The 20,594-nt window shown below is 68.3% G+C and carries 20 protein-coding genes and 2 pseudogenes; 10 read left to right on the top strand and 12 right to left on the bottom strand.

The genetic code is table 11. The annotated features are described in order from the left end of the window. The first annotated feature begins 21 nt into the window (after positions 1 to 21). Positions 22 to 849: a helix-turn-helix domain-containing protein gene (locus ABT008_RS25165; protein ID WP_350699010.1), complete on the top strand. Its 828-nt coding sequence runs from the start codon at positions 22 to 24 to the stop codon at positions 847 to 849. Between the two features lie 21 nt (positions 850 to 870). On the opposite strand, the gene ABT008_RS25160 is transcribed toward ABT008_RS25165, so the two are convergent. From ABT008_RS25160 to ABT008_RS25135, 6 genes are all read right to left on the bottom strand, one after another. After that, on the bottom strand, positions 871 to 1,404 hold the full coding sequence (locus ABT008_RS25160; RefSeq protein WP_350699008.1) for a nuclear transport factor 2 family protein: 534 nt from the start codon (positions 1,402 to 1,404) through the stop codon (positions 871 to 873). Beyond that, a complete protein-coding gene (locus ABT008_RS25155; RefSeq protein ID WP_350699006.1) occupies positions 1,401 to 1,856 on the bottom strand; it encodes an Atu4866 domain-containing protein in 456 nt (151 codons plus the stop codon). Before ABT008_RS25155 ends, ABT008_RS25160 begins: the two co-directional genes overlap by 4 nt. Before the next feature lie 160 nt (positions 1,857 to 2,016). Beyond that, positions 2,017 to 2,751, bottom strand: a complete 735-nt coding sequence (locus tag ABT008_RS25150; protein ID WP_350699005.1) for a Clp protease N-terminal domain-containing protein — start codon at positions 2,749 to 2,751, stop codon at positions 2,017 to 2,019. Positions 2,752 to 2,791: 40 nt separating this feature from the next. Continuing rightward, the gene (locus ABT008_RS25145) at positions 2,792 to 3,247 is read right to left on the bottom strand and encodes a DUF6069 family protein (protein WP_350699003.1); all 456 of its coding nucleotides are present in this window, start codon (positions 3,245 to 3,247) and stop codon (positions 2,792 to 2,794) included. A 28-nt stretch (positions 3,248 to 3,275) separates the two neighbouring features. Further along, a complete protein-coding gene (locus tag ABT008_RS25140) occupies positions 3,276 to 4,268 on the bottom strand; it encodes an RNA polymerase subunit sigma-70 (RefSeq protein WP_350699001.1) in 993 nt (330 codons plus the stop codon). Positions 4,269 to 5,089: 821 nt separating this feature from the next. Further along, a complete protein-coding gene (locus tag ABT008_RS25135) occupies positions 5,090 to 5,719 on the bottom strand; it encodes a TetR/AcrR family transcriptional regulator (protein ID WP_350699000.1) in 630 nt (209 codons plus the stop codon). 198 nt (positions 5,720 to 5,917) lie between these two features. Between ABT008_RS25135 and ABT008_RS25130 the strand changes: the two genes are divergently transcribed. Beyond that, entirely contained in the window at positions 5,918 to 8,143 is a 2,226-nt protein-coding gene (locus ABT008_RS25130) for an MMPL family transporter (protein WP_350698998.1), read from the top strand. Positions 8,144 to 8,375: 232 nt separating this feature from the next. After that, on the top strand, positions 8,376 to 9,089 hold the full coding sequence (locus tag ABT008_RS25125; RefSeq protein WP_350698996.1) for a hypothetical protein: 714 nt from the start codon (positions 8,376 to 8,378) through the stop codon (positions 9,087 to 9,089). 99 nt (positions 9,090 to 9,188) lie between these two features. Here the strand turns inward: ABT008_RS25125 and ABT008_RS25120 are convergent, their stop codons facing one another. Both ABT008_RS25120 and ABT008_RS25115 read right to left on the bottom strand, forming a co-directional pair. Beyond that, positions 9,189 to 9,767: a hypothetical protein gene (locus ABT008_RS25120; protein WP_350698994.1), complete on the bottom strand. Its 579-nt coding sequence runs from the start codon at positions 9,765 to 9,767 to the stop codon at positions 9,189 to 9,191. Positions 9,768 to 9,771: 4 nt separating this feature from the next. Next, positions 9,772 to 9,900 (bottom strand): hypothetical protein, encoded by a 129-nt coding sequence (locus ABT008_RS25115; protein WP_350698992.1) that lies wholly within the window; start codon positions 9,898 to 9,900, stop codon positions 9,772 to 9,774. 247 nt (positions 9,901 to 10,147) lie between these two features. Between ABT008_RS25115 and ABT008_RS25110 the strand changes: the two genes are divergently transcribed. Together ABT008_RS25110 and ABT008_RS25105 are read left to right on the top strand one after the other, a co-directional pair. Further along, the gene (locus ABT008_RS25110) at positions 10,148 to 10,867 is read left to right on the top strand and encodes a DUF8817 family protein (RefSeq protein WP_350698991.1); all 720 of its coding nucleotides are present in this window, start codon (positions 10,148 to 10,150) and stop codon (positions 10,865 to 10,867) included. A 128-nt stretch (positions 10,868 to 10,995) separates the two neighbouring features. Next, positions 10,996 to 11,151, top strand: a complete 156-nt coding sequence (locus ABT008_RS25105; protein ID WP_350698989.1) for a hypothetical protein — start codon at positions 10,996 to 10,998, stop codon at positions 11,149 to 11,151. Here the strand turns inward: ABT008_RS25105 and ABT008_RS25100 are convergent. Continuing rightward, complete coding sequence (locus ABT008_RS25100) at positions 11,145 to 11,624, bottom strand: SRPBCC domain-containing protein (RefSeq protein ID WP_350698987.1); 480 nt, start codon at positions 11,622 to 11,624, stop codon at positions 11,145 to 11,147. The genes ABT008_RS25105 and ABT008_RS25100 overlap by 7 nt on opposite strands. 234 nt (positions 11,625 to 11,858) lie before the next feature. On the opposite strand from ABT008_RS25100, the gene ABT008_RS25095 reads away from it, so the two are divergent. Then, positions 11,859 to 12,191 carry a winged helix-turn-helix transcriptional regulator gene (locus ABT008_RS25095; protein ID WP_350698985.1) on the top strand — a complete coding sequence of 111 codons (333 nt, stop codon included), beginning with the start codon at positions 11,859 to 11,861 and terminating at the stop codon, positions 12,189 to 12,191. A 421-nt stretch (positions 12,192 to 12,612) separates the two neighbouring features. Here ABT008_RS25095 and ABT008_RS25090 read toward each other — a convergent pair whose 3' ends face one another. Next, the gene (locus ABT008_RS25090) at positions 12,613 to 13,854 is read right to left on the bottom strand and encodes an IS701 family transposase (protein WP_350698983.1); all 1,242 of its coding nucleotides are present in this window, start codon (positions 13,852 to 13,854) and stop codon (positions 12,613 to 12,615) included. Between the two features lie 200 nt (positions 13,855 to 14,054). On the opposite strand from ABT008_RS25090, the pseudogene ABT008_RS25085 reads away from it, so the two are divergent. Further along, a pseudogene (locus tag ABT008_RS25085) lies at positions 14,055 to 14,953 on the top strand (IS5 family transposase). A gap of 88 nt (positions 14,954 to 15,041) precedes the next feature. On the opposite strand, the pseudogene ABT008_RS25080 reads toward ABT008_RS25085, so the two are convergent. Next, positions 15,042 to 15,185: pseudogene (locus ABT008_RS25080) on the bottom strand (PrgI family protein); the annotation flags it as partial. 163 nt (positions 15,186 to 15,348) lie between these two features. On the opposite strand from ABT008_RS25080, the gene ABT008_RS25075 reads away from it, so the two are divergent. The 3 genes from ABT008_RS25075 to ABT008_RS25065 all read left to right on the top strand — a co-directional run bounded on the left by ABT008_RS25075 (position 15,349) and on the right by ABT008_RS25065 (position 19,723). Beyond that, positions 15,349 to 16,506 (top strand): hypothetical protein, encoded by a 1,158-nt coding sequence (locus ABT008_RS25075; protein ID WP_350698981.1) that lies wholly within the window; start codon positions 15,349 to 15,351, stop codon positions 16,504 to 16,506. 396 nt (positions 16,507 to 16,902) lie between these two features. Then, positions 16,903 to 18,048 carry an IS110 family RNA-guided transposase gene (locus ABT008_RS25070; protein ID WP_502890505.1) on the top strand — a complete coding sequence of 382 codons (1,146 nt, stop codon included), beginning with the start codon at positions 16,903 to 16,905 and terminating at the stop codon, positions 18,046 to 18,048. Between the two features lie 1,234 nt (positions 18,049 to 19,282). Further along, positions 19,283 to 19,723, top strand: a complete 441-nt coding sequence (locus ABT008_RS25065) for a hypothetical protein (RefSeq protein ID WP_350698977.1) — start codon at positions 19,283 to 19,285, stop codon at positions 19,721 to 19,723. Between the two features lie 418 nt (positions 19,724 to 20,141). On the opposite strand, the gene ABT008_RS25060 is transcribed toward ABT008_RS25065, so the two are convergent. Then, on the bottom strand, positions 20,142 to 20,594 hold a 453-nt coding region (locus ABT008_RS25060), incomplete at its 5' end, for a DUF2399 domain-containing protein (RefSeq protein ID WP_350698975.1).

The raw sequence follows: 20,594 nt of genomic DNA, 5'->3' as shown, positions 1-20,594 counted from the left end.
TGCACGGATACCGTTGGTGGCATGCCGACGACCGCGCTCGGGGCGTTCCTCACCGCCCGACGCGCCCGGTTGACACCGGGCGACGTCGGCCTCGTCTCCAGTGGCACCCGACGCGTCGCCGGGCTGCGACGCGAAGAGGTCGCGGTGCTGGCCGGGGTGAGCGTCGACTACTACACCCGGCTCGAACAGGGCCGCGAGCGCAACCCGTCCTCGTCGGTGCTGGCCGCCGTGGCCCGGGCGCTCGACCTCGGGCCGGACGCCCACGACCATCTCTTCCGGCTGGCCGGGCTCTCACCCGGCAGTACGCCGACTCCCGCTCGACCGCAGGTCGGGCAGAGCCTGCGGGAACTACTCGACGCCTGGCCGGACACCCCGGCCGTGGTCATCGACCGGCGGCTCGACCTGCTGGCCGGCAACGCGCTGGCCGACGCGTTCTACGCGGACTTCGCCGAGGCGGACAACCTCGTCCGGATGGCCTTCCTCGACCCGGCCGGGACGACGTTCTTCGCCGACTGGCGTCGTACCGCCGAGGCGTGCGTGGCGAACCTGCGTCTGGCCCTCGGCCACGACCCGCACGACCGGCGGGCGCGGGAACTGGTCGAGCAGATGGGCGCCGCGAGCCCGGAGTTCCGCAGGCTGTGGGGACGGCACGACGTGCAGGGCAAGACGCACGAGGCGAAGACGTTCCGGCACGGCGCGGTGGGCGAGCTGACGCTGTCCTACCACGCGTTCGACGTACGGGACGCGCCCGGCCAGCAGTTGATCGTGTACCGGGCGGAGCCGCACAGCCGCAGCGCCGAGGCACTGCGGCTGCTGGGCACCCTGGCCGTCAGTCGTTGGCTCCGCTGACCCCGGACTCGTACCGCCGAATCACGGCAGTTCGATGCGCTCGACGAGTTCCCGCACCGCGATCATGTCCAGGAAGGCGTGACAACGCACCACCTTGCCGCCGCGCAGCTGCCAGATCCAGCAGTACTCGTTGTGGTAGTCGACGCCGTCGGTGGCCGTCGCGTCACCCTCGAACCGGATGATCACAGTGTCACCGTCGGTCCACATGTCCTTGATCGCCATCCTGAGGATCGACGACAGTCGGTCCAGGATCGGTGCCGAACCCTCCGCCAGGAACTCGGCCTTGGAGGTGTAGGTACGACCGTTGACGATCGTCCACCGGACGTCGTCGTGCAGGATCTCGTAGATGTCGCCGCCCGCGTTCTGCCGCGCGAAGGCACGCAACACCGCCGCCCGGTTGCGGCCCTCCTCGCCCGGTTTCCCGGGGCCACGCCCGCCGTCCCGCTGAGCCGGGGCCGCCGAGGCCGCACCGACCCCGGCCAGGGCCGTCAGTCCACCGGCCATCCCTGCCGTCAGGAGCACTCGCCGGCTGTGCTGCGTCACGCTGTCCTTCATCCTCGTTCCTCCCTCGCTTGCCGGTGCGCGTCGCTGCCCTCGCGATAGAAGACGTATCCCGCGTGGTGCAGGACGTCTCCGTCGAAGGTGCCGTCCGCGCTGAAACCGGTGTCGTCGACGTACTCGATCCGGGTCCCGACGACCTGGTAGGAACCCGTGTAGGCGCTCTCCCGCTCGCCCCGGGCCTCGTCGTACCGGCCGTTCGGCAGCAGCATCTGCCGGATGTGGCCGTCGGCCGTCACCCACATCCCGACGTACGGGTGCGGCGACACGTCACCGGTCCCCGCCGGTGGCGTCACAGTGGATGGCGTCGCAGTCGGTGCGGCAGTCGCCGAGTACGGCGTCGCGTCGTCGGAAGCGGCACCACCACTGCCCGCCTCGGCGGAGCAACCCACGAGCAACAGGACGCCGCAGGTCGCGCTGAACAGGCCCCCGAGTCTCGAATTCGCCATGTCGACCACGGTAGGTATCCGGTCCGGCAACAGCCTGGTCCCAGTACTCCCAGGAAGATGCCACCTTGCATGCCCGCCGCACACATCCTGGCGAATCCAGTCCCGTCCATGAGGTCTTTCCGAGTGTCGTTCTACCTCACCGCGTTTCGGCAGATCGCCGTCAACGACTCCCGCGAATCCGGTCGTGCAGCGCGACGTACTCCTGGGCCAGGGTCACGGTGTCGACCTGGCTCGACCACTCACGGATCCGGTCGGCCCGTCGACGAAGGATGTCCTTCTCGGCACTGCGTATCTCGGTGGCTGCCTCGAAGTCCTGAGCGTCGACCGCACGTTCCTTCTCCTGCCGGAGTCGGTCGATCCTCTCACCGAGTTCGCGTATGTCGTCCGGCACGTCGAAGGCTGGCTCCATGCGCCGCTCCCGCGATGGCGGGCACCTGCGCGAGAACGCGCTCAGGAATTCGTGGATCTTGGCGCGGATCCGGCACGGCGTGACGTCCCACCGTGCGAGTGCCGCGCCGACACCGGCGTCGCAGGCGAGACCGATGAGGAGATGTTCCGTCGAAAGAAAGCCTGCCCCCGCGACCTTGCTCTCGGTGTGCGCCATTCGCAACGCCTGATCGAGCTGGGTCGTGGGAGTGGGCGCCCGGTTGCTCCCGCCACCCGCATGACCGAGTTGCTGGTCGAGTTCCGCGCCCAGGGTGCCCACCGGAACGCCCATCGACACCAGCACGCGAAGACCAACGCTCTCGCCTTCGGTCAGAAGTGCGAACAGGTAGTGCTGCGGGGAGACGTGATCGTGTCCACGGGCCTGGGCGTCCTGCTCAGCGAGCCTGGTGACCTTACGCGCTCGGTCGGTCCACCGTCGCCGGTCGTCGGTGGGAATGGCGTCGGACATGGGATTCCTCGGCTCGTGACGCGATCCTTCTTCACCAGTATCACCCGCAGCAACGCCGGAGTTCTCGCGTGAGGACGGGGATCATCACCGCCGCAGGGACGAGGTGCAGCCCGAGGAGGGCGGCGATGGTCGCGACGTTCGCCCCGGTCAGGAACGGCGGGATCATCGAGATCGCGGTCAGCGACGCCGTCGTCCACAGGAATCGTCGGGCGGGACGGGCGCTCCAGCGGAGCAGGGCGACGGCGATGACGACGCCCACGACCGAGAAGAAGCCGGTCAACACCGCGAACCCGCTCAACGGGATCGCCTCGCCACCGTCGGGGAGCTCGAAGTCGACGCCCACGACCCGGGCGAGCGCGGCGGCGAGGGTGGTCACGACCATCGCCGCGAGCGTGGCGACGAGACCGATGCCGACGAGTCGGCCGAATCGACGGGTACGGCCGGGGCGGTCCGCTGCCGGACCGGCGACGACCCCGGCGTCATGTGTGCTGCTCATGTCGTTCCTCCTCTCGTTTCGCGCCGGATCAGGACCGTGACTGCTCGGTGTCGTCCGCCGGCAGCGACGTGGGCAGTCCGAGCCGAGGGAATTGGTCGGCGTGGAACGTGATGATCTCGGTGATCGCACCACCGCTGATGCGCAGGACGTCGATGGTCAGCGGCAGGTACGCGCTTCCCCCCTCCCGCCGGTGATAGAAGCCGATGGCCGGCTGCCGGTTCACCGAGGTGGGGACGGCGCGCAGGTTCGTCATGTCCTCGAAGCCGTTGTCGACCCAGTCCTTCACCACCGTGTCGCGGCCGACGTACAGGCCCGGGGTGGGCGGCATCGAGCAGCGGACGTCCTCCCGCAACAGCGCGGTGAGCCCACCGATGTCCGTGGCCACGCTGGCGTCGGTGTAACGGCGTACCAGCTCGCGCGTGCCGGCGTCCTCCTGCCCGCCGGTCCAGTCCTGGCGCTCGGCGGGCAGGTGCTCCCGCATTCCGGCGCGGGCCCGCTGCAACGCGCTGTTCACCGAGTTGACGGAGTCCCCCAGGAGTTCCGCGACGTCCTTCGCCGGCCAGCCGAGCACGTCCCGCAGGATCAGCACGGCCCGTGGGCGCGGCGCGAGATGCTGGACCGCGACCAGGTACGCCAGCTCGATCGTCTCCCGCGCGACGGCGACCGCCTCCGGTTCGTCCGCGCCTCCGGCGGTCAACTCGTCGAGCAGCCGGTCCGGGTAGGGCTGCAACCAGAGCACCTCGCCCCCGGTCGCCGGCTCGGGGCGGCGCTTGGCGAGCAGGTCCAGGCAGGCGTGGGTGGCGATCCGGTACAGCCAGGCCCGGAACGTCGACCGGCCCTCGAAGGTCTCCCGCCTCCGCCAGGCTCGCAGGAACGTCTCCTGCACGGTGTCCTCGGCGTCCTCGAACGATCCGAGCATCCGGTAGCAGTGCACGTGCAGCTCCCGCCGGTGCCGTTCCGCCAGCCCCGAGAACGCCGACTCGTCGACCTCACCCAGACCGCTTATGACCTGCTCGTCCATCACGCCATCCTCATGCCTCGTCGGGTCCTGACGTAGGTATGACGGGCGCGGGCGTGACAACTCATCACTCCCACCCGCAGGGCCGGATGCGCCGGGAGGTGGGTAGATCTGTTGTCGCCCCAACGACAACAGATCTACCCACCTCCTGCTGGCCAACGCGGCAGCCTGGATCGCCATCGGACAAATGGGCCGCACTACTCGGAACAGGTCAGGACCGACGATGCGGCGCAGGCCAGCGCCCGACACGGTCGCAGCACCCGCGCACGCCAGGGTCGGATCGACCGCTTGAGGCGTTCACCTCCGGCGCCGGAACCGCACCGGTCCCGGCCATCGGTCGCGCTCGGCGACCCGCGACCAGGCGCGGAGCGAGGCGTGATGCAGCCCCGGGCGAGGCCACCGCAGCTCTCGCCCCGGCTCGGGCCCGCGGCGACGGCTTCGCACCGGACGAGTGAACCTCTCCCGCTCTCCCCGGCGCCACCGCACGATCAGCGGTTCGGGAAGGCCATGAATGACGAGGGCGGAGGGGGTGTCGGACTGACAGTGACCATCGGGAATCGTCGGCGGCGAGAGCCGGACAGGTAGACCGATGGCGGACGGCACGATGAGAGGACGCGTAGACATGATCCCTCTGAAGACCTGACGGAAGGCACGGAAAGAGAGCCGACGGCGAGGTCGGCGACCGGTGCACGGAGCGGTGTCAGGTCTACAGAGCGGGCGGCGTCACGCGGGGTGATGTCCTCTCGTGCGGAAGTCGGAGGAAGAGTTCCTGCTGCAAGGTAGCGCCGGACGGGTTTGCGGGGCCACTGGTTTGCTGCTGCCGCCTAGACGTCGGTCTGCGCCGCCTGCCGGGCCGGTGGTGCGAGGAGGCGTTGCAGCAGTAGCAGGCCGCTCTTGATGTCGGCGCTCCCGTCGAGCAGCCACTGGGTGCTGAGGCCGTCGGCCGCCGCGAGGACGAGCGAGGCCGCCTGGTCCAGGGCGATGTCCGTGCGTACGGCCCCGGCCTCCTGACCTTCGGCGAGAAGTCCTGCGATCTTCTCGCGCAGGTCGGCGTACCGCTCGGAGAAGTGGGCGCGCGAGCGCTCGTTGCCGGCCTCCAGGGCGTGGGCCACCATGCTGTTCAGCAACGACATCAGCCCAGGTACGCGCATGCTGTGCTCGGTCGACTGATGGATCAGCTCGACGAAGCTGTCGTCTCCGTCGTACGCGGTTTCGAGGAAACGGCGGTCGTGTTCCCGCAGAACTTCGATGAAGAGCTGCTCGCGGGTGCCGAAGTGGTGCTTGAGCACCGGATGCGTCACGCCGATCGCCTCACCGATGGCGCGCAGCGAGGTGCCCTCGTATCCCAGCCGGTCGTAGACCGCCAACACCTCGTCGATGATCTGCTGCCGCCGCGCGAGCCCCTTGGCGTACGGCCCCCGCTTCGAGCTGTCCCGCTTTTCCGGGTCGGTCATGGCCCACCTCCAGAGCGATCGGCGGTCGGCATGGTGCGCCGCCTGCCCGATCCTATGACCACGACCACGAAAATATCCAGTCGGATATTTTCGTGCTAGCGTCTGCGGCACGACAGGCCGTGAGGTCGCGCTTCGTCGGCTGGAGCCAGGCGAGGTGCCCACGCGGGACCTGTTCACCGAGACGCAGGAGGAGACGGCATGGCATGGCACTTGTTCAGGCTCGGACGCTGGTCGTTCCGACGCCGCTGGACCGTGGCGGGAATCTGGGCCCTGCTGCTCCTCACCGTCGCGCTCGGTGCGACGACCCTGTCCGGCAAGACGAATGACGGCTTCGAGCTGTCCGGCATCGAGTCGACGCAGGCGTTCGACCTCATCAGGGAGCGGGACCCCGAGGCGGTGCCGAACGGCGCGACGGCGCGGGTGGTGTTCCAGGCCCCGGACGGCGAGACGCTGGCAGACCCGGCCAACCAGCAGGCCGTGGCCGACTCGCTCGCCGCGCTGCGGACGGAACACGTCCGGTCGATCGTCGACCCGTTCGAGGCCGGTGCCATCTCCGAGGACGGGCGTACCGGCTTCGCCTCGGTCAGCTACTCCCGCGGCGCGGTCGACCTGACCACCTCGGACCGGGAGGCGCTGGAGGCCGCCCGCGATGTCGCCAAGCGGGCCGGACTGACCGCCACCGTCGGTGGCGACGTACTCGGTGTGGAGATCGGTGGCGCCATCGCCGAACTGATCGGCATCGCCATCGCCTTCGTCGTGCTGGCCCTCACCCTCGGGTCGCTCGTCGCGGCCGGGATGCCGCTGCTGACCGCGCTGGTGGGCGTCGGAATCGGTGCCGCCTCCATCGCCGCCCTCACCGGCTTCGTCGAGCTGAGCACCACCACCCCCGCGCTCGGCACCATGCTCGGGCTGGCGGTCGGCATCGACTACGCGCTGTTCATCCTGTCTCGTTACCAGGCCGAGGTCCGCCAGGGACGCCCGCTGGAGGAGGCGATCGGCCGGGCCGTCGGCACCGCAGGCTCCGCAGTGGTCTTCGCCGGCCTCACCGTCGTCATCGCTCTCGTCGGCCTCGCCCTCTGCGGCATCGGATTCCTCACCGAGATGGGGCTGGGTGCCGCGTTCACCGTCGCGCTCGCCGTCCTCATCGCGCTGACGCTGCTCCCCGCACTGCTCGGTTTCGCCGGCGCCCGCGTGGTGAAGAAGCAGATCGCCGCCGCCGCCGAGGAGACCGACGCCGGCCGGAGTTCCGGCACCTCACGTACCCTCGGTCGGCGTTGGATCGAAGGTCTCGCCCGCGTCCGCTGGCCCGCGCTCGTCGCCGGCATCGCGGCTGCCGTCGTCGCCTCCATCCCGGTGGCCTCCCTCCAGCTCGCACTCCCGGACGACAGCACCAAGCCCGCAGGCAGCGACGTACGGGTCGCCTACGACCTCATCGCCGACAACTTCGGCGCGGGCGCCAACGGGCCGCTGCTCGTCGTCATCGACACCGCGCAGGCCACCGACCCGGCCGCCGCAGTCGGGACCGCCACCGAGCGGTTGCTGGCACTGGCCGCCGAGGACGACTCCAACATCACCGCCGTGATCCCGCCCATCACCAGTGACACCCCGGAGGCCCAGCAGGCCTTCGCAGAGCAGCTCGGCACGACGCAGTACGCGACCCTCACGGTGATCCCCCAGTCCGGCCCCGCGAACGAGTCGACCAAGGACCTTGTCGCCGGCATCCGGGCCACGCTCTCCGACCTGCCCGACCAGACCGGAGCCCGCGCCCTGGTCACCGGTGTCACCGCCGTCGGCGTCGACATCTCCAACGAGCTGACCGAGGTGTTCCCGCTCTATCTCGCCGTCGTGGTGGGGCTGGCGCTCATCCTGCTCATCGCCGTGTTCCGCTCGATCTGGGTACCCGTCAAGGCGGCGCTCGGCTTCCTGTTCTCCGTGGGCGTCTCCCTCGGAGCGACCGTCGCGGTCTTCCAGTGGGGCTGGCTCAACGAACTCGTCGGTCTCGACACCGAGGGGCCGGTGCTGTTCCTGCTGCCGATCCTGCTCACCGGCATCCTGTTCGGCCTGGCCATGGACTACGAGGTCTTCCTCGTCACCCGCATGCGGGAGGCGTACGTCCACGGCACCCCGGCACGCCAGGCGGTCATCGACGGCTTCACCCACAGCGCCCGCGTGGTGGCCGCCGCAGCGCTCATCATGGTCGGCGTCTTCGCGGGCTTCACCCTCACCGACGACATCATCCTCAAGACCATCGGTTTCGCGCTGGCCATCGGTGTCCTCGTCGACGCATTCCTGGTCCGCATGCTGATCGTTCCCGCCGTCATGCTCATCCTCGGCCGGCGGATCTGGTGGATGCCCCGCTGGATGCAGAAGGTCGTGCCGACCTTCGACGTCGAAGGCGAATCGCTCGCACGACACCTCACCTGACACTCGGCCCGCGCCGGGCCGGCCTCTCGAACTCGGCAACCAAACTCGAAAATCGCTCCGGTGTGGTGGCGGGAAGCAACAGTCCCGCCACCACACCGGAGCGATCTCTGCAGAACCCCGGATATGCGCACATCGCCGTCAAGGTTGGCGAGTCCCCAGCACCCCCAGACGATACGAGGGGCGTCCGACGCACTAGCATTGCCGCGGTCCGCAGCGGCTGAAACGAGGCGAGATGCGTTGGCTCCGGCAGTTGCTGGGTAGCAGGCGAGTCCAGCTCGATCCAGAGCGGCAGCAGGCACTGCTGCGGGACGTGCGGCACCGGTACGGCGCGGGCTCACAGGCCCGGTTCCCGGAACAGGTCGAAGCGATCATCCGGATGCTGAATGACGACGACGGCCTGGTGGTGGCGGCCCGGATCGTCAGCGACGCCGCCGACGAGGCCCACACGCACCTGCAGGCCCAGGCCCACGACGTGTACCGACGGACGGGTCGGCGGCTCCTGGTGCACCGCCGCAACTACCGGCCGCTGTGGAAGGAGGCCGGACCGGCGCTGCGGTGGCCCCTCGTCGGGCTCCCGTGCGGCCTCCACCCGTACGCGCAGGTGACCGCCGCCGTCGCGGTGGTCGGCAGCCACGCACCTCGGCTCGACAAGGTGACCGACCCGAACCCGCTCCTCACCCGCGTGTTCGAGGTGCTCGACCTCACCACCGTCGGCATGGAGCACGGCCAGGTACGGGTGGACACCGATGCCGCAGCCCTGGCCGATCGACTGATCTCGACCGCCGGTCAGGTCCTCGCGGCCATGGACGACCCGCCCCGGCTGCCGCCCTCGGTCCGTGAGGTGATGCGCCGCAACAACACGCTCGACGTCCACGATCCGTCCGGTCCCCGAGTGGTCGGCGGGATCAACCTGGGCGCGCGGATGCGGGAGAGTCTGCTGGTCTGACCACTGCGGCGGGAATCGGGTTCTCGATCGCCTGACCTCGTCGCGCCGCACGCGCGCGTACTGCAGAGCCGGCGCATCGCCGACCGGACTACACGCGGGTCAGTCCGGGCGGCGCTCGCCGCCCGCGTCGTTCAGGCCGTCGACGAGCATCTCCGCCTCGTCTGCCGAGATGGTCATCGTGCTGCTGAGCAGCTCGATCGCCTGCTCACGCTGTCCGGCTTCCACGAGTGCCGCGATCCGGAGCCAGGTGAACGCGTCGGCCATCGCGTCGCTGTTCCCGCCGGCCGCAGACGGCCACCCGCTCGGCGGAGCAGTGGTGTCCGGGGCCGACCGGTTCACCGCCGTGGCATCCGGAAAACCCGCTCCGGGTGACGCCGCATCCGCAGCAGACGCATCAGAGGTCAGGGCGCCAGAAGTGGCGTCGGCGGGGGCGCGGGAGGCGGCCTCGTGGATGCGGGCGTCGGCGATCCGGGTGGCCGCGTCCCGCAGGCGGGTGTCCGCGTCCGGGGAGGCAGCGGCGGCGGCCCGTGCCTGCATCTCGCGTACCTGGGTGCCCAGCAGGTCCTGGCGGCCACTGCGGCGACGCAGGATCATCGTGATCACCGCGATGACCGAGACCGCGACGAGGAAGCCCACCACCAACTCCAGCAGGCTCGCATCAGTGCCACCGGGGCTCATGAGGTCAGCCAGTCTCGACGGGGACGGTGCCGGCCGGCCGGGTCGGGGTCACGATCCGCAGGTCGGGCAGGTTCGGATCGACGATGTCGACGCACAACACCACTGCCGCGATCACTCCGGTCTCCCACCGCATGCGGGGCATCGTAGTGCGGCATCGTGCCGGAGAGGTACGTACCCGGCCGTGGTTCGGCCCACTCCTCGTCCAGGACCAGCCCGCCGGTGCCTCGATGACGATCGCGTACACCGGGGCCCACTGGCCAACCGCTGGGGGCTCGGCCCGGCAGGGTTGCGTTCTGGGCCATCAGCCGATCGGATGGCCGACAACGATGATCGGCTATTTCCATGGGCGACGGACACCCCGCGACGCCTAGGAAGGAGGCATGACCAACGAGCGGACCGTTCCCCTGCTGCCGTGCGCATCCATTGACGACATCGAAACCTTCTACGGAGTTCTCGGCTTCCGCACCACGTACAAGCAGCGCAAGCCCAACCCGTGCGTGGCGGTGCAGCGGGAAGACCTGCATCTACAGTTCTTCGAGATCCCCGGATTCGACCCGCAGCAGTCCTATGGCTCCTGTCTCGTACTCACCACGGACATCGAGGGACTACACCGGGCATTCGCCGCCGGCATGCGCGCCGCGTACGGCAAGGTACTGGTGTCCGGAACGCCGCGGATGACCCGGCCCAGGGCGCGGAAGAACGCCGACGGGGTGGGCGGATTCAGTGTCATCGACCCGGGTGGCAACTGGATCCGCGTCTTTCGGGGCGCCGCCACCGCGCCCATGCCGGCCACCACGCCTGCCGGGCGGCTGGCCAAGGCCCTAGCGAATGCTGTCGTGCAGGCCGATTCCCGGGGAAACGTCGGACAGGCCGTTCGGATCCTCGACGGCGCGTTGGCCCGCCCGCAAACCGACGACGACCCGGTCGAGCAGGTGGAGGTCCTCGTCTACCGCGCCGAACTCGCGATGGTGCTGCACGATCCGAAGACCGCGACCGAGATGCTGGCCCGCGCCCAGTCCGTCACGCTCACGAAAGACGAGTCCGAAAGGGCCGCACCGGCGTTCGACAACGCCGCAGACCTCGCAGCAGCACTACGGTGACTCACCAACGAACGCCTCCCTCATCTCGGCCACGTCCGGACGCTGGCTGGCTCGAGAGCAGTCACCGTCCGTGGCACGCGGTCGGCGGCCATGAGCGGAACCCATCACCCTCAGGCAAGATGCCCGCCATGACCGACAACTCGCTGACCGTGCCCGCGTACGACCCCGCGATAGGCGTCGTGGCGCCGACCGAAGGCGGCACCGTCACCATCGAGATCATCAACGGATCGGTCGAGATCCTCACGCGCGAGGTGCTTAGAAGGCCGTGCACTGCGAATTACTGACGCCGATGGCCGGATTGCAGGGCCGCGTCGAGGCCGTTCAGTTGCAGCACACTCCCGCCGCGTAGGTGCGCCAGGTCCGTACTGCCGTTCCCCGCGTATCTGAGGAAGGTCACCTGTTCGGTCCGTTCCAGGCGGGTTCCGTCTGTCTCGGCTTCGAGGCGGACGGTGACCAGCGAGATCCATCGCAGTTCGCCGTCGACGACAGCCTCGTAGCTGTAGACGATCCGGTGTGCGTCCGCGATGTCGATGTACCGCGACCGGTACTCCAGTCGCTCGGGCGCCGTGTCCAGCCCGGTGAAGGTGCTGCGCGCCATCTCGCCACCGCCGACCCGGAAGTCGTGCTCGTAAGAGGCTTCGCTGCCGGGAAGCCGGAACCACCGCTGCCTGATCGCAGTGTCGGCGAACGCGGTGAAGACCTCGTTCGGCGGTACGTCGAGGTGCCGCGAGATCGTGAAGGTGTCGTGCAGGACCATGTCATCCTCCCACCGTCATGGCCACGAACGGGTGACCACACGTCAGTTACGATCAGTAAGAAACGCGCATCCAGCGGTTTTAGTCCGGCTCTCCCACACGCACTTCGAAGTCAGCTACTGACGCACGAGGAACAGAAGACGATGACAAGCCGTCTCAGTACCGAACATGCACCACGCGGGGGCGCGCCAGACTGTACCCAGACGATCGAACTCGGCCGCGACGTGCTGGCACGGGTGGGTGACAAGTGGACGCTGTGGACCATCACAGTTCTGGCGTCCGGCCCGCTGCGCTTCACCGCGCTGCACGAGCAGGTCACTGGCATCTCCCAGCGGATGCTCAGCCAGACGCTACGCGCCCTCACCCGCGACGGGTTGGCGACCAGGACCGCGTACCCGGAAGTCCCCCCGAGGGTCGAATACGCACTGACGCCACTCGGCCGCTCACTGCACGAGGCCGCGAGCGGCCTCGTGCAGTGGGTCCGTGACCATCAGAACGAGATCCTCCGCAATCGCGACATGTCCCACCAGAAATTCCCCACGAACACCGTCACCCCACCCCACGTATAGTGGCGAACCGCCACTTGCGACTGCCGCAAAGCGATAGCCGGGGAGTGTGAAGATCTTCTTGCGGTCCCCTGAGCTCAGACACGCTGACATCGGCAGTTCGGGACGTCGGCCGGACCGAAGTCCAGCCACCCAGCGTAAGGCAGCGGCCAGCAGGTAGCGCACCCGCTCAGCGGCAGATCCCTGCACTTCGTCGTCACCGTCCACAGCGCACTCACGGCGGTGGGACTTCGAAGTCCGGCCCCTCGTTCGGCACGACGAACGGTGAATACCCTTCGCCGATGATGTCAACGGCTAGTAGTGCTATGTTAGGTTCGGTGGCGTTTGTTGGGGTGTAGCGGTTTCACGGGTTGGTGGCAGGTGAGGCAGGCGCCGGTCCAGGTCGCGAGGAGTCGTTGCAGCTCGCGGATGACCGTGTAGAGGGTCAGGCCGGCGCAGCCGCTTTTGGGTCCAGGCGTAGTTCGGTGATGAACAGGTGCGCGGCGGTGACGAGGGTGACGTGGCGGTGCCAGCCGATCCAGGAGCGGCCTTCGAAGTGGTCCAGGCCGAGGCCGGTCTTCAGTTCGCGGTAGTCGTGTTCGATGCGCCAGCGGATCTTGCCGTAGCGGACCAGGTCGGTGTGGCTGGTGGTGGCGGGCAGGCTGGACAGCCAGTACTTGATTGGCTCGGGCTGGTCGTCGGGCCACTGGGCGATCAGCCACCGCTCGGGCAGGGTGCCGTCGGTGTCGCGGGCGACGCGGTGCCCGGCCGGGCGCACCCGCAGGAAGACGAACTGGGAGCTCATCGTGCCTTTCGAGCCTTCCCGCCAGGTGATCGTCTCTGCGGTGTCGCGTCCGGCGGCGCTGAGGTGTTCGGTCAGGCTGACCGCGGTCTTGGGGTAGCGCGGGTCGGTGCGAGTGGGTGGTCGGCCCCGCCCGGACCAGACCCGTGGCACGGGTTGCACGTCCGGCTTGTGGGCGAGGGCGTCGCCTTTGACCTGCATGATGTAGCCGATCCCACGCTGGTCCAGGGCGCTGCGGAACTGGCTGTTGTCGCCGTAGCCGGCGTCGGCGGCCAGCAGCGGTGGGCGCAGCCCGTGCTCGGCCAGCTCGTCGAGCATCTCCACCACGAGTGCCCACTTCGGCCGGTGATGCTCGTTGGCAGGTATCCCGCACCGGGCCCGGCGAGCGGCCACCTCGGGGCGGTCGGCTTCATCGACGCTCTGCTCGTCCCACGACATCGGCAGGAACAGCCGCCAGTCCAGAGGGCACGATGCGGTGTCGGTGACCGCGTGGACGCTTACCCCGATCTGGCAGTTCGCCACCTTGCCCAACGTGCCGGAGTACTGCCTGGCCACACCCGGTGAGCCCTTGCCGTCCTTCGGGAAACCGGTGTCGTCGACCACCCACGCCGCCGGCCCGACCACGTCGACCGCCCGGCGGGCCAGCCGCATCCGCACCTCCGTGGTGTCCCACGTCGAGGTCGTTACGAACTGCTGCAAGCCCTGATGATCCACCCCGAGCCGCTGCGCCATCGGCTGCATCGACTTACGCCGCCCGTCCAACAACAGCCCCCGCAGATACGTCTCACCCTTGACCCGCTGATCCGACCGCACCAGCGGGGTGAACACGTCCGCAGCAAACGCCTCAAGCCGTTGCCGTACAACCGAAAGCTCGTCAGGGGTCACCGCAACATCGAACTACCCCGGACCACCCAGACCACCCCACGACACGCCGACCTAACAAAGCACTACTAGGCCGTGTTTCATAGCTGAGGTTGGCCAGTCAGCCCCGGCCAGGGAGATCTCGGCGTGTCGGTGATCGATACGCAGTGAGGTCTCCGGTAGATGGTTCATCGACCAAGACATACCATCAGCACGGAGACCTCGTGGCCACCATACCGGTGACGAGGTGGTTCGACCTGACTGACGTGCAGTGGGCGGCGCTGGAACCGCTGCTGCCGAGGGGCAAGAAGCCAGGGCGACCGCTGAAGTGGAGTAAACGGCAGCTCATCGATGGGATTCGGTGGCGGGTCCGGGTGGGCTCGCCCTGGCGGGATGTTCCGGAGTGTTACGGGCCCTGGCAGACGGTCTACGGGCTGTTCCGCCGTTGGCAGCGTGCCGGGGTGTGGCAGCGGTTCGTCACCGGGTTGCAGACCCGCGCCGACGCCGCCGGTCTGATCACCTGGGACGTCAGCGTCGATTCGACGATTGCTCGGGCGCATCAGCACGCCGCCGGTGCCCGCACCCGACCCGTGTTGCAGAAGGAGCCACCCGGTGGGGTCGAGGACGAGCCAGCTGATCATGCTCTGGGTCGGTCGCGGGGTGGCTGGACCACCACACTGCGCCTGGCCTGCGAGTAGGGCCGCAAGCCGCTGTCGATGCTGCTGACTGGCGGGCAGCGCGGTGACAGTCCGCAGTTCACCCGGGTCCTGGCCCGCATCCGGGTCCCCCGGCCCGACGGCGGCCGGCCCCGCACTCGACCCGACCGGGTCCTCGCGGACACAGCTCCCGCGCCAACCGTGAGCACCTACGCCGACGTGGTATCCCGGCCACGATCCCGATCAAGATCGATCAGGCCGCAAGCCGGCGCAGAAAGGGGTCCAAGGGCGGCCGACCGCCGACCTTCGACGCCCACATCTACCAGCAACGTCACGCCGTGGAGTGCGGCATCAACCAGCTCAAACGCCATCGAGCCATGGCCACCAGGTTCGACAAGCTCGCCGTGCGCTACCAGGCCACGGTCCACATCGCCGCGATCAACGCGTGGCTCCGACCCGAGCTATGAAACACGGCCTAGACCGCCGCCCACCGAGCACGGCAGAACTGGCTGGACAGCACCGAAACCGACCGCACCGCCCACGGCTGGACCGTCCAGCGGTGTAGAACAGCATTCCGGCGGCGGCGCGGATGGCCAGTTGCCGCCAGGTCAGGCCGTAGGCGACCTTGTCTGGGGCGTCAACGTCAGCGGGAACCCGCGCCCGGTAGGGCTCCTCCGTGGCGCTACTCTTCGTGCTCATTGATGAGCACTCACCCTTTATATGTGGTGGAAGGCCAAGCGGCTGGTGGCGCGGCGCCAACGCCCGGACCTGTGTGGGAGCCGAAGGGGACGGCAGCGGCTTCCCCGTTGCCCGAGCAGTGGGCGATCGCTGGTGGGCGACGATCGTGGAAGGATCCGAGGCATTGACTGGTTGGTCTGCGGTGGCCGGCACCCACGCTTTCGTGGTGCCGGGCGAGGACGAGGCGCGGGCGCTGGCAGAGGAATTGGCCGGGTACGGCTTCTCCCTGGTCACCGCCGGACCGGCCCGCCATACGGCCGGGTGGGCCGTCATGGCCTTCGACGAGGGCCCTTACCCGCCGGACGCCGCCGGGCACCGTGCTATCGACGCGGTCGGGCGGCAGGCTGCCGTGGTGGCACGTCGGCACGCCGGCTATCCCGACGGCGGTAGCCGCTGTGACCCTTCGCTGCTCGCGCGGATCCGGCCGACGGGCGCCGCGATCGAGTACACCAACCCCGGTGCCCGGCCGCCGGTGCCCGACGTTGTCATCGGTGAGGCACCGCCGCCCGCGAGCCTGGCACTGACGCCCGACCAGGTCAGGGACGTGCCGATCGACCTGTCCGGGTTGGACGAGATCGCCTGGGCGGATCTGGAGCACGCCCACGGGCCCGCCGACAATGTTCCCGGCCTGGTGCGGGCACTGGCGGACCCATACGGCAACTGGGAGCAGACGCTCGACGAACTGTTCGGCGACGACCTGCTGCACCAGGGCACCTGCTACTCGGCGACCGCGCCGGCGTTACCGTTCCTGACCCGCATGATCGTCGCCGGGGCGCTGCCGGCACACCAGCGGCTCGACCTGCACGTGTGGCTGCTCATCGCGGCCGGCCGGCGCGCCGAGGAGTTCCTCGGCGACGCCGACTACGCCGCTGCCAAAGGCCGGCCACCCGCCGTCGACGAACAGGTCCAGCAGGTGCACCGCACCGTCGGTGGGCAGCTTCCCGCGCTGCTCGCCCGGTGGGACATCGAACCCGCCGCCGTCCGCTACGCATTGGCGTGCCTGACCGCGCTGTACCCCCACCACGCACACCCCATCGCCGCCCGTATCGCCGACATGGCCGACGAGTTCGACGGGACGCTGCAAGGTGCCTACCTGAACCTGGCGCACGCCCTCGTGCGCTCCCCCGACGATGAGGCATTGGCCATCGCGACCGACATCGTCGGATGGGAACCCGACCACGACCCCGAATGGTTGGACGCGCCGAACGTCCCTGCGGCGGTCAAGGCGAGCCACATCCTGACCGAAGGAGCGCTTCGGGTCCTCAGCACCCCGACCCCATAGGCCACGACCTCCTCCCCGGTCCACGCCCTGCGCAGGTAGCCGATCCGCAGGGGAACCCGCACCGCACAGCGATGGACGAGCGATGGACGCCCACCGCGCTGATGGCCCGAAGCCCGACAAGTGCTCGCTCATCGGCTACTTGTTTCATTGACCTGCGACCGTGGCCCGGCCAGGCTTCGGTCGAGGCGCCCGGGCTGTCGCTCTCTCATCGGCTGCCCACGCTGGTCGTGTGGCTCTCATTTGGCCTGCGCGGCCCGGGCGTCGCCTCAGGGCAGGGAGAGGCTCAAGAGGGGTTTGCTCGGCTCGAAGTAGCGTTGCCCTCCCGGCTCGACAACACAGGTGGATCGAGCATCGGAGGACGCGTTGAGTCTCACGTCAGATCGTGTGGTCATCGGGATGGACCCGCACAAGCGCTCGGCAACGATCGAGGTCATGGCCGGCGACGAGACCATCGTCGGCGGCGGCCGGTTCGACACCGACCGCGGCGGCTACACGGCGATGAGGACCTACGCCACGCAGTGGCCGGACCGGGTCTGGGCGATCGAGGGCTGCCAGGGCATCGGCCGGCACATCGCCACCCGGCTGCTGGCCGATGGTGAGCAGGTCGTCGACGTGCCGCCGAAGTTGTCCGCCAGGGCGCGGGTGTTCGCCACCGGTCAGGGCCGCAAGACCGACGCCACCGACGCGCACTCCATCGCGCTGGTCGGTACCCGCATGACCGGGCTGCGCCCGGTGGTCAATGATGAGCAACTGGCTCTGCTGCGGATTCTGGTCGACCGGCGCCGCTGTCTGGGTGAGGATCACACCCGGATGGTGTCCCAGCTGCATCAACTGCTGCTGGAACTCATCCCGGGTGGGGCGAAGAAGAGCCTGTCCGCCGCCCAGGCCAAGGCGCTGCTGGCCACCGTCCGGCCCCGTGACGCGGTCGGTAAGGCCCGACGGCGGGTCGCTGCGGAGCTGATCGGTGACCTCGAACGGGTCTACCGACGTTCCAAGGAGGCAGACAAAGAGTTGAAGGATCTGGTGGCGTCCACTGGCACCACCTTGATGGATTTGCACGGCATCGGACCGTCCGGCGCCGCCCGGCTGCTGGTCGAGGTCGGCGACATCACCCGGTTCCCGAACCGGGCTCACTTCGCCTCCTGGAACGGCACCGCCCCCATCGACGCGTCCTCCGGCGAACAGGTCCGCCACCGACTCTCCCGAGCAGGCAACCGTCAGATCAACCGGGTGCTGCACATCATGGCCACCGTCCAGCTACGCAACCCCACCGAAGGCCGCGCCTACTACGACCGCAAGAAGGCAGCCGGCAAGACATCGATGGAGGCGATGCGGGCGCTGAAACGACGCCTGTCCGACATCATCTACCGGACCATGATCAACGACACCACAGCGGCCACGGCAGCGGGCCCGGGAGGACAACAGGGAACGACAACTGGCTCCAGCGTGACCGACTCACATCCCCCAGCCGGCTCTTCGGAGAAGTCACTTCCCGGACCCGCCGCCACCCAGGATAGAACTCTCCTCCCGGCAGCGTCTTGACACAGAGGGGAGCCAGATCCGGATGCCCCCAGGGCTCAACGAGATCGTCGTCATCGCTGGCGGCCCCAAGCTCACCTTCTCGTACCGCAACGCAAAGCCGCGCTGGTCCAACTCGACGGCAAGATGCGGAACCACGCCCTCACCCCACCCGCCTATCCACGCACTCAATCAATTTTCGTGGATTAATTGAGGAGGGTAGGAATTTCGGCATCGTCAAGCTCGCGCGAACTCGACCGGACGCCCCCAGACAGTCCGACACGCAGGGGATGCTCGTCGCACGAGCAGCCACCGAGCAGCCAACCGTCCCTCATGGACAGAAGCGAACAATGCCCTGACCTGCGGAACCGCAGGTCAGGGCATTGTCGATCTTGTGCGCCCGAAGGGACTCGAACCCCTAACCTTCTGATCCGTAGTGCAAAGCCACAAGCACACACCTCTACGACCAACACTCGACCGAAACTCGTCCGACCGCAAGCCCGACAGTCCGTCCCCATCCGGTTGCGTTCTTGCAGGTCTACGTCGTGGCGAAGCCATCAATTCTCGCCCATCGATGGGCAAGCGGATCCCGCACCTCCGGTCGAATCCGCGCGGGTAGCGGTTCATCCGCGTCAGTTCCCCGACCTCCGAGCAGGCACCGAGCAGCCATGGTCGCCACAGCTCGCGGCCGGGCACACCTCCGACAGCTGACACCCGAGTCGCGTTGATGCTGTTCATCCGTGACCGAATGGACACCAGCGCGGTGATCGACAGCGCCGCAGCCTGCCTGGCCAAGCACTCCAGGCTTCTTCAGGCCATTACGCCCGCGGAGCCTTCGCGCCGTCGTGACTACCTCCTCCATGCGCACGGGGATCGCCAACGCGTGGTCAGGCTCTCGCTGCTACCTGTCGTCCTTCCCCGCCCAGCTGACTCATCGAAGTGAAGACCATCGGTGCCGATGACGCCGGTGCCGCCCCGTCCCACAGCCGGGCAACGCCTTCGTCGCGGTCCGCCCGGGTCCCACCGCGGCACGGCCCCGAGCACAAGACTCTATGGGCAGGCACGGCCACTGACGCGGCAATCGTGGGCTTGTTTCGGCAAACCACGGATCTCGATTGGCGAAACAGGGTCAGGATCTACTCGACCGTCCACGTGCAGCGTCTGGGGCACGATCGCCGGCACCGCGGTGGACGGGCGGTTTCATGGAACGGTGGGAGGAGCACGCCCCGGATACACTGCCTGCTGCGGAAATCCAAACGTGACGGGCGAGGTGCACATGGACCTGGTGTCGACCATGGACGAGAACACGACCCGAGTGTTCCTGGAGAAGTTTCCAGAAGCTGCGCGTCTGGTGACCGACACGACGACCTCGCTCGGTGAAGTGCACCAGGCGACGCTGGCGTCGAACGACAAGAGCCAGGACCAGGTGATGCGCGAGTGGCAGGCGGTAGGTGCGGGGATCGACGCGCAGTTGCAGAGAGACGATCTCGATCCGGACCAGCGAGACCGTCTGATCGGCCAGCGTTTGCTGGTCGCTGAACGGCTGACCGAAGCCGACGGCAGAAACAAGGCGTTCCTAGACCGGCTGGACCACCGCAAAACGTTGTTTGCGGTGGTCCTCGCCGGCACCGTGATCACCCTCGCAGCCAGCGGGAAGGCGGTCCTCCAGAACCGTTCACTGCTGAGCCGGTTGAGCTGACGATCGCCGCCGAGACAGAACCCGGCATATTCACCCTGACTCAGAAAAGGACCTACCCTCCGGGAAAGGCCTCGCAGACAGAACGAGCCACTCGACGTTTGCTTCACCTTCGGGCCGGTAATGGCCGATTCGTGCCTCGGCCTCGGTAGCGCTAGATGTCCGACCTGACCCAGAAAAAGGCCATATCGGCGGACGTGGACCTGACCGAGTTCAGCAAGCGGGGCTTGGCGGTGTCTTCAAAGGATCTTGGTGTCGGATGATGTGGGCATCCCGACCCTCGGCGCCCTTGGCCACGGGAGGCACACCCTCGCCCGTCCACCTGGGCGCCGGGCCACCGCCAGGTCGCCGGCAAGCGCGGTGCGCCGCCCACCGGACGGACCTGGGCAGGTGAGAATTCTGGGACTGCCGAATGGATGTGCTACATCTTGCCGAAAATCCTGGCCAGGACTACGTCGTGTTCCTGAAAGACGACGATGTTCTGCCCGTCGGTGGAGCCGGTCGGATCTTCGCCGCTTTTTGAGGACGCCTTGGTGGCCGCATGTACGGTCATCGGATCCATGGCGAGCAGCTCGGCGTTGTAGAGACGGACGACCGCGTCGGCAATCTGCAGGCCGGCGGTGTCGATGTCGCCGGCGTATCGGATGTGTGCTCCGCAGCGGATGGCCAGTTGCAGTAGGACGTGGTCCACGGCCCGCAACTGCCCGCTGGTACAGGCCAGCGGGATCCGGCTTCGGCGAATGAGGGCGATCTCCAGGACGGACGGGTTTTCCACCACGGAGCGCTTTTCATCGTGGGTTTTGGCTGGTCTGGACGTGATGTAGGGCGAGGATGGCTTTGACGATCGCGGTGGCGCGTCGGGGGCAGCAGCGGA

Origin of the sequence: Micromonospora sp. NPDC002389 (assembly GCF_040296095.1) — a bacterium.
Classification (GTDB): Bacteria; Actinomycetota; Actinomycetes; order Mycobacteriales; family Micromonosporaceae; genus Micromonospora.
The sequence above is the reverse complement of the archived record's forward strand: the minus strand, read 5'-3'. Positions and strand labels throughout refer to the sequence as shown.

Coding starts and splice junctions, on each gene's coding strand:
- ABT008_RS25165 (WP_350699010.1), top strand. CDS start 22: ATGCCGACGACCGCGCTCGGGGCGTTCCTCACCGCCCGACGCGCCCGG.
- ABT008_RS25160 (WP_350699008.1), bottom strand. CDS start 1,404: ATGAAGGACAGCGTGACGCAGCACAGCCGGCGAGTGCTCCTGACGGCA.
- ABT008_RS25155 (WP_350699006.1), bottom strand. CDS start 1,856: ATGGCGAATTCGAGACTCGGGGGCCTGTTCAGCGCGACCTGCGGCGTC.
- ABT008_RS25150 (WP_350699005.1), bottom strand. CDS start 2,751: ATGTCCGACGCCATTCCCACCGACGACCGGCGACGGTGGACCGACCGA.
- ABT008_RS25145 (WP_350699003.1), bottom strand. CDS start 3,247: ATGAGCAGCACACATGACGCCGGGGTCGTCGCCGGTCCGGCAGCGGAC.
- ABT008_RS25140 (WP_350699001.1), bottom strand. CDS start 4,268: ATGGACGAGCAGGTCATAAGCGGTCTGGGTGAGGTCGACGAGTCGGCG.
- ABT008_RS25135 (WP_350699000.1), bottom strand. CDS start 5,719: ATGACCGACCCGGAAAAGCGGGACAGCTCGAAGCGGGGGCCGTACGCC.
- ABT008_RS25130 (WP_350698998.1), top strand. CDS start 5,918: ATGGCATGGCACTTGTTCAGGCTCGGACGCTGGTCGTTCCGACGCCGC.
- ABT008_RS25125 (WP_350698996.1), top strand. CDS start 8,376: ATGCGTTGGCTCCGGCAGTTGCTGGGTAGCAGGCGAGTCCAGCTCGAT.
- ABT008_RS25120 (WP_350698994.1), bottom strand. CDS start 9,767: ATGAGCCCCGGTGGCACTGATGCGAGCCTGCTGGAGTTGGTGGTGGGC.
- ABT008_RS25115 (WP_350698992.1), bottom strand. CDS start 9,900: ATGCGGTGGGAGACCGGAGTGATCGCGGCAGTGGTGTTGTGCGTCGAC.
- ABT008_RS25110 (WP_350698991.1), top strand. CDS start 10,148: ATGACCAACGAGCGGACCGTTCCCCTGCTGCCGTGCGCATCCATTGAC.
- ABT008_RS25105 (WP_350698989.1), top strand. CDS start 10,996: ATGACCGACAACTCGCTGACCGTGCCCGCGTACGACCCCGCGATAGGC.
- ABT008_RS25100 (WP_350698987.1), bottom strand. CDS start 11,624: ATGGTCCTGCACGACACCTTCACGATCTCGCGGCACCTCGACGTACCG.
- ABT008_RS25070 (WP_502890505.1), top strand. CDS start 16,903: ATGGACCCGCACAAGCGCTCGGCAACGATCGAGGTCATGGCCGGCGAC.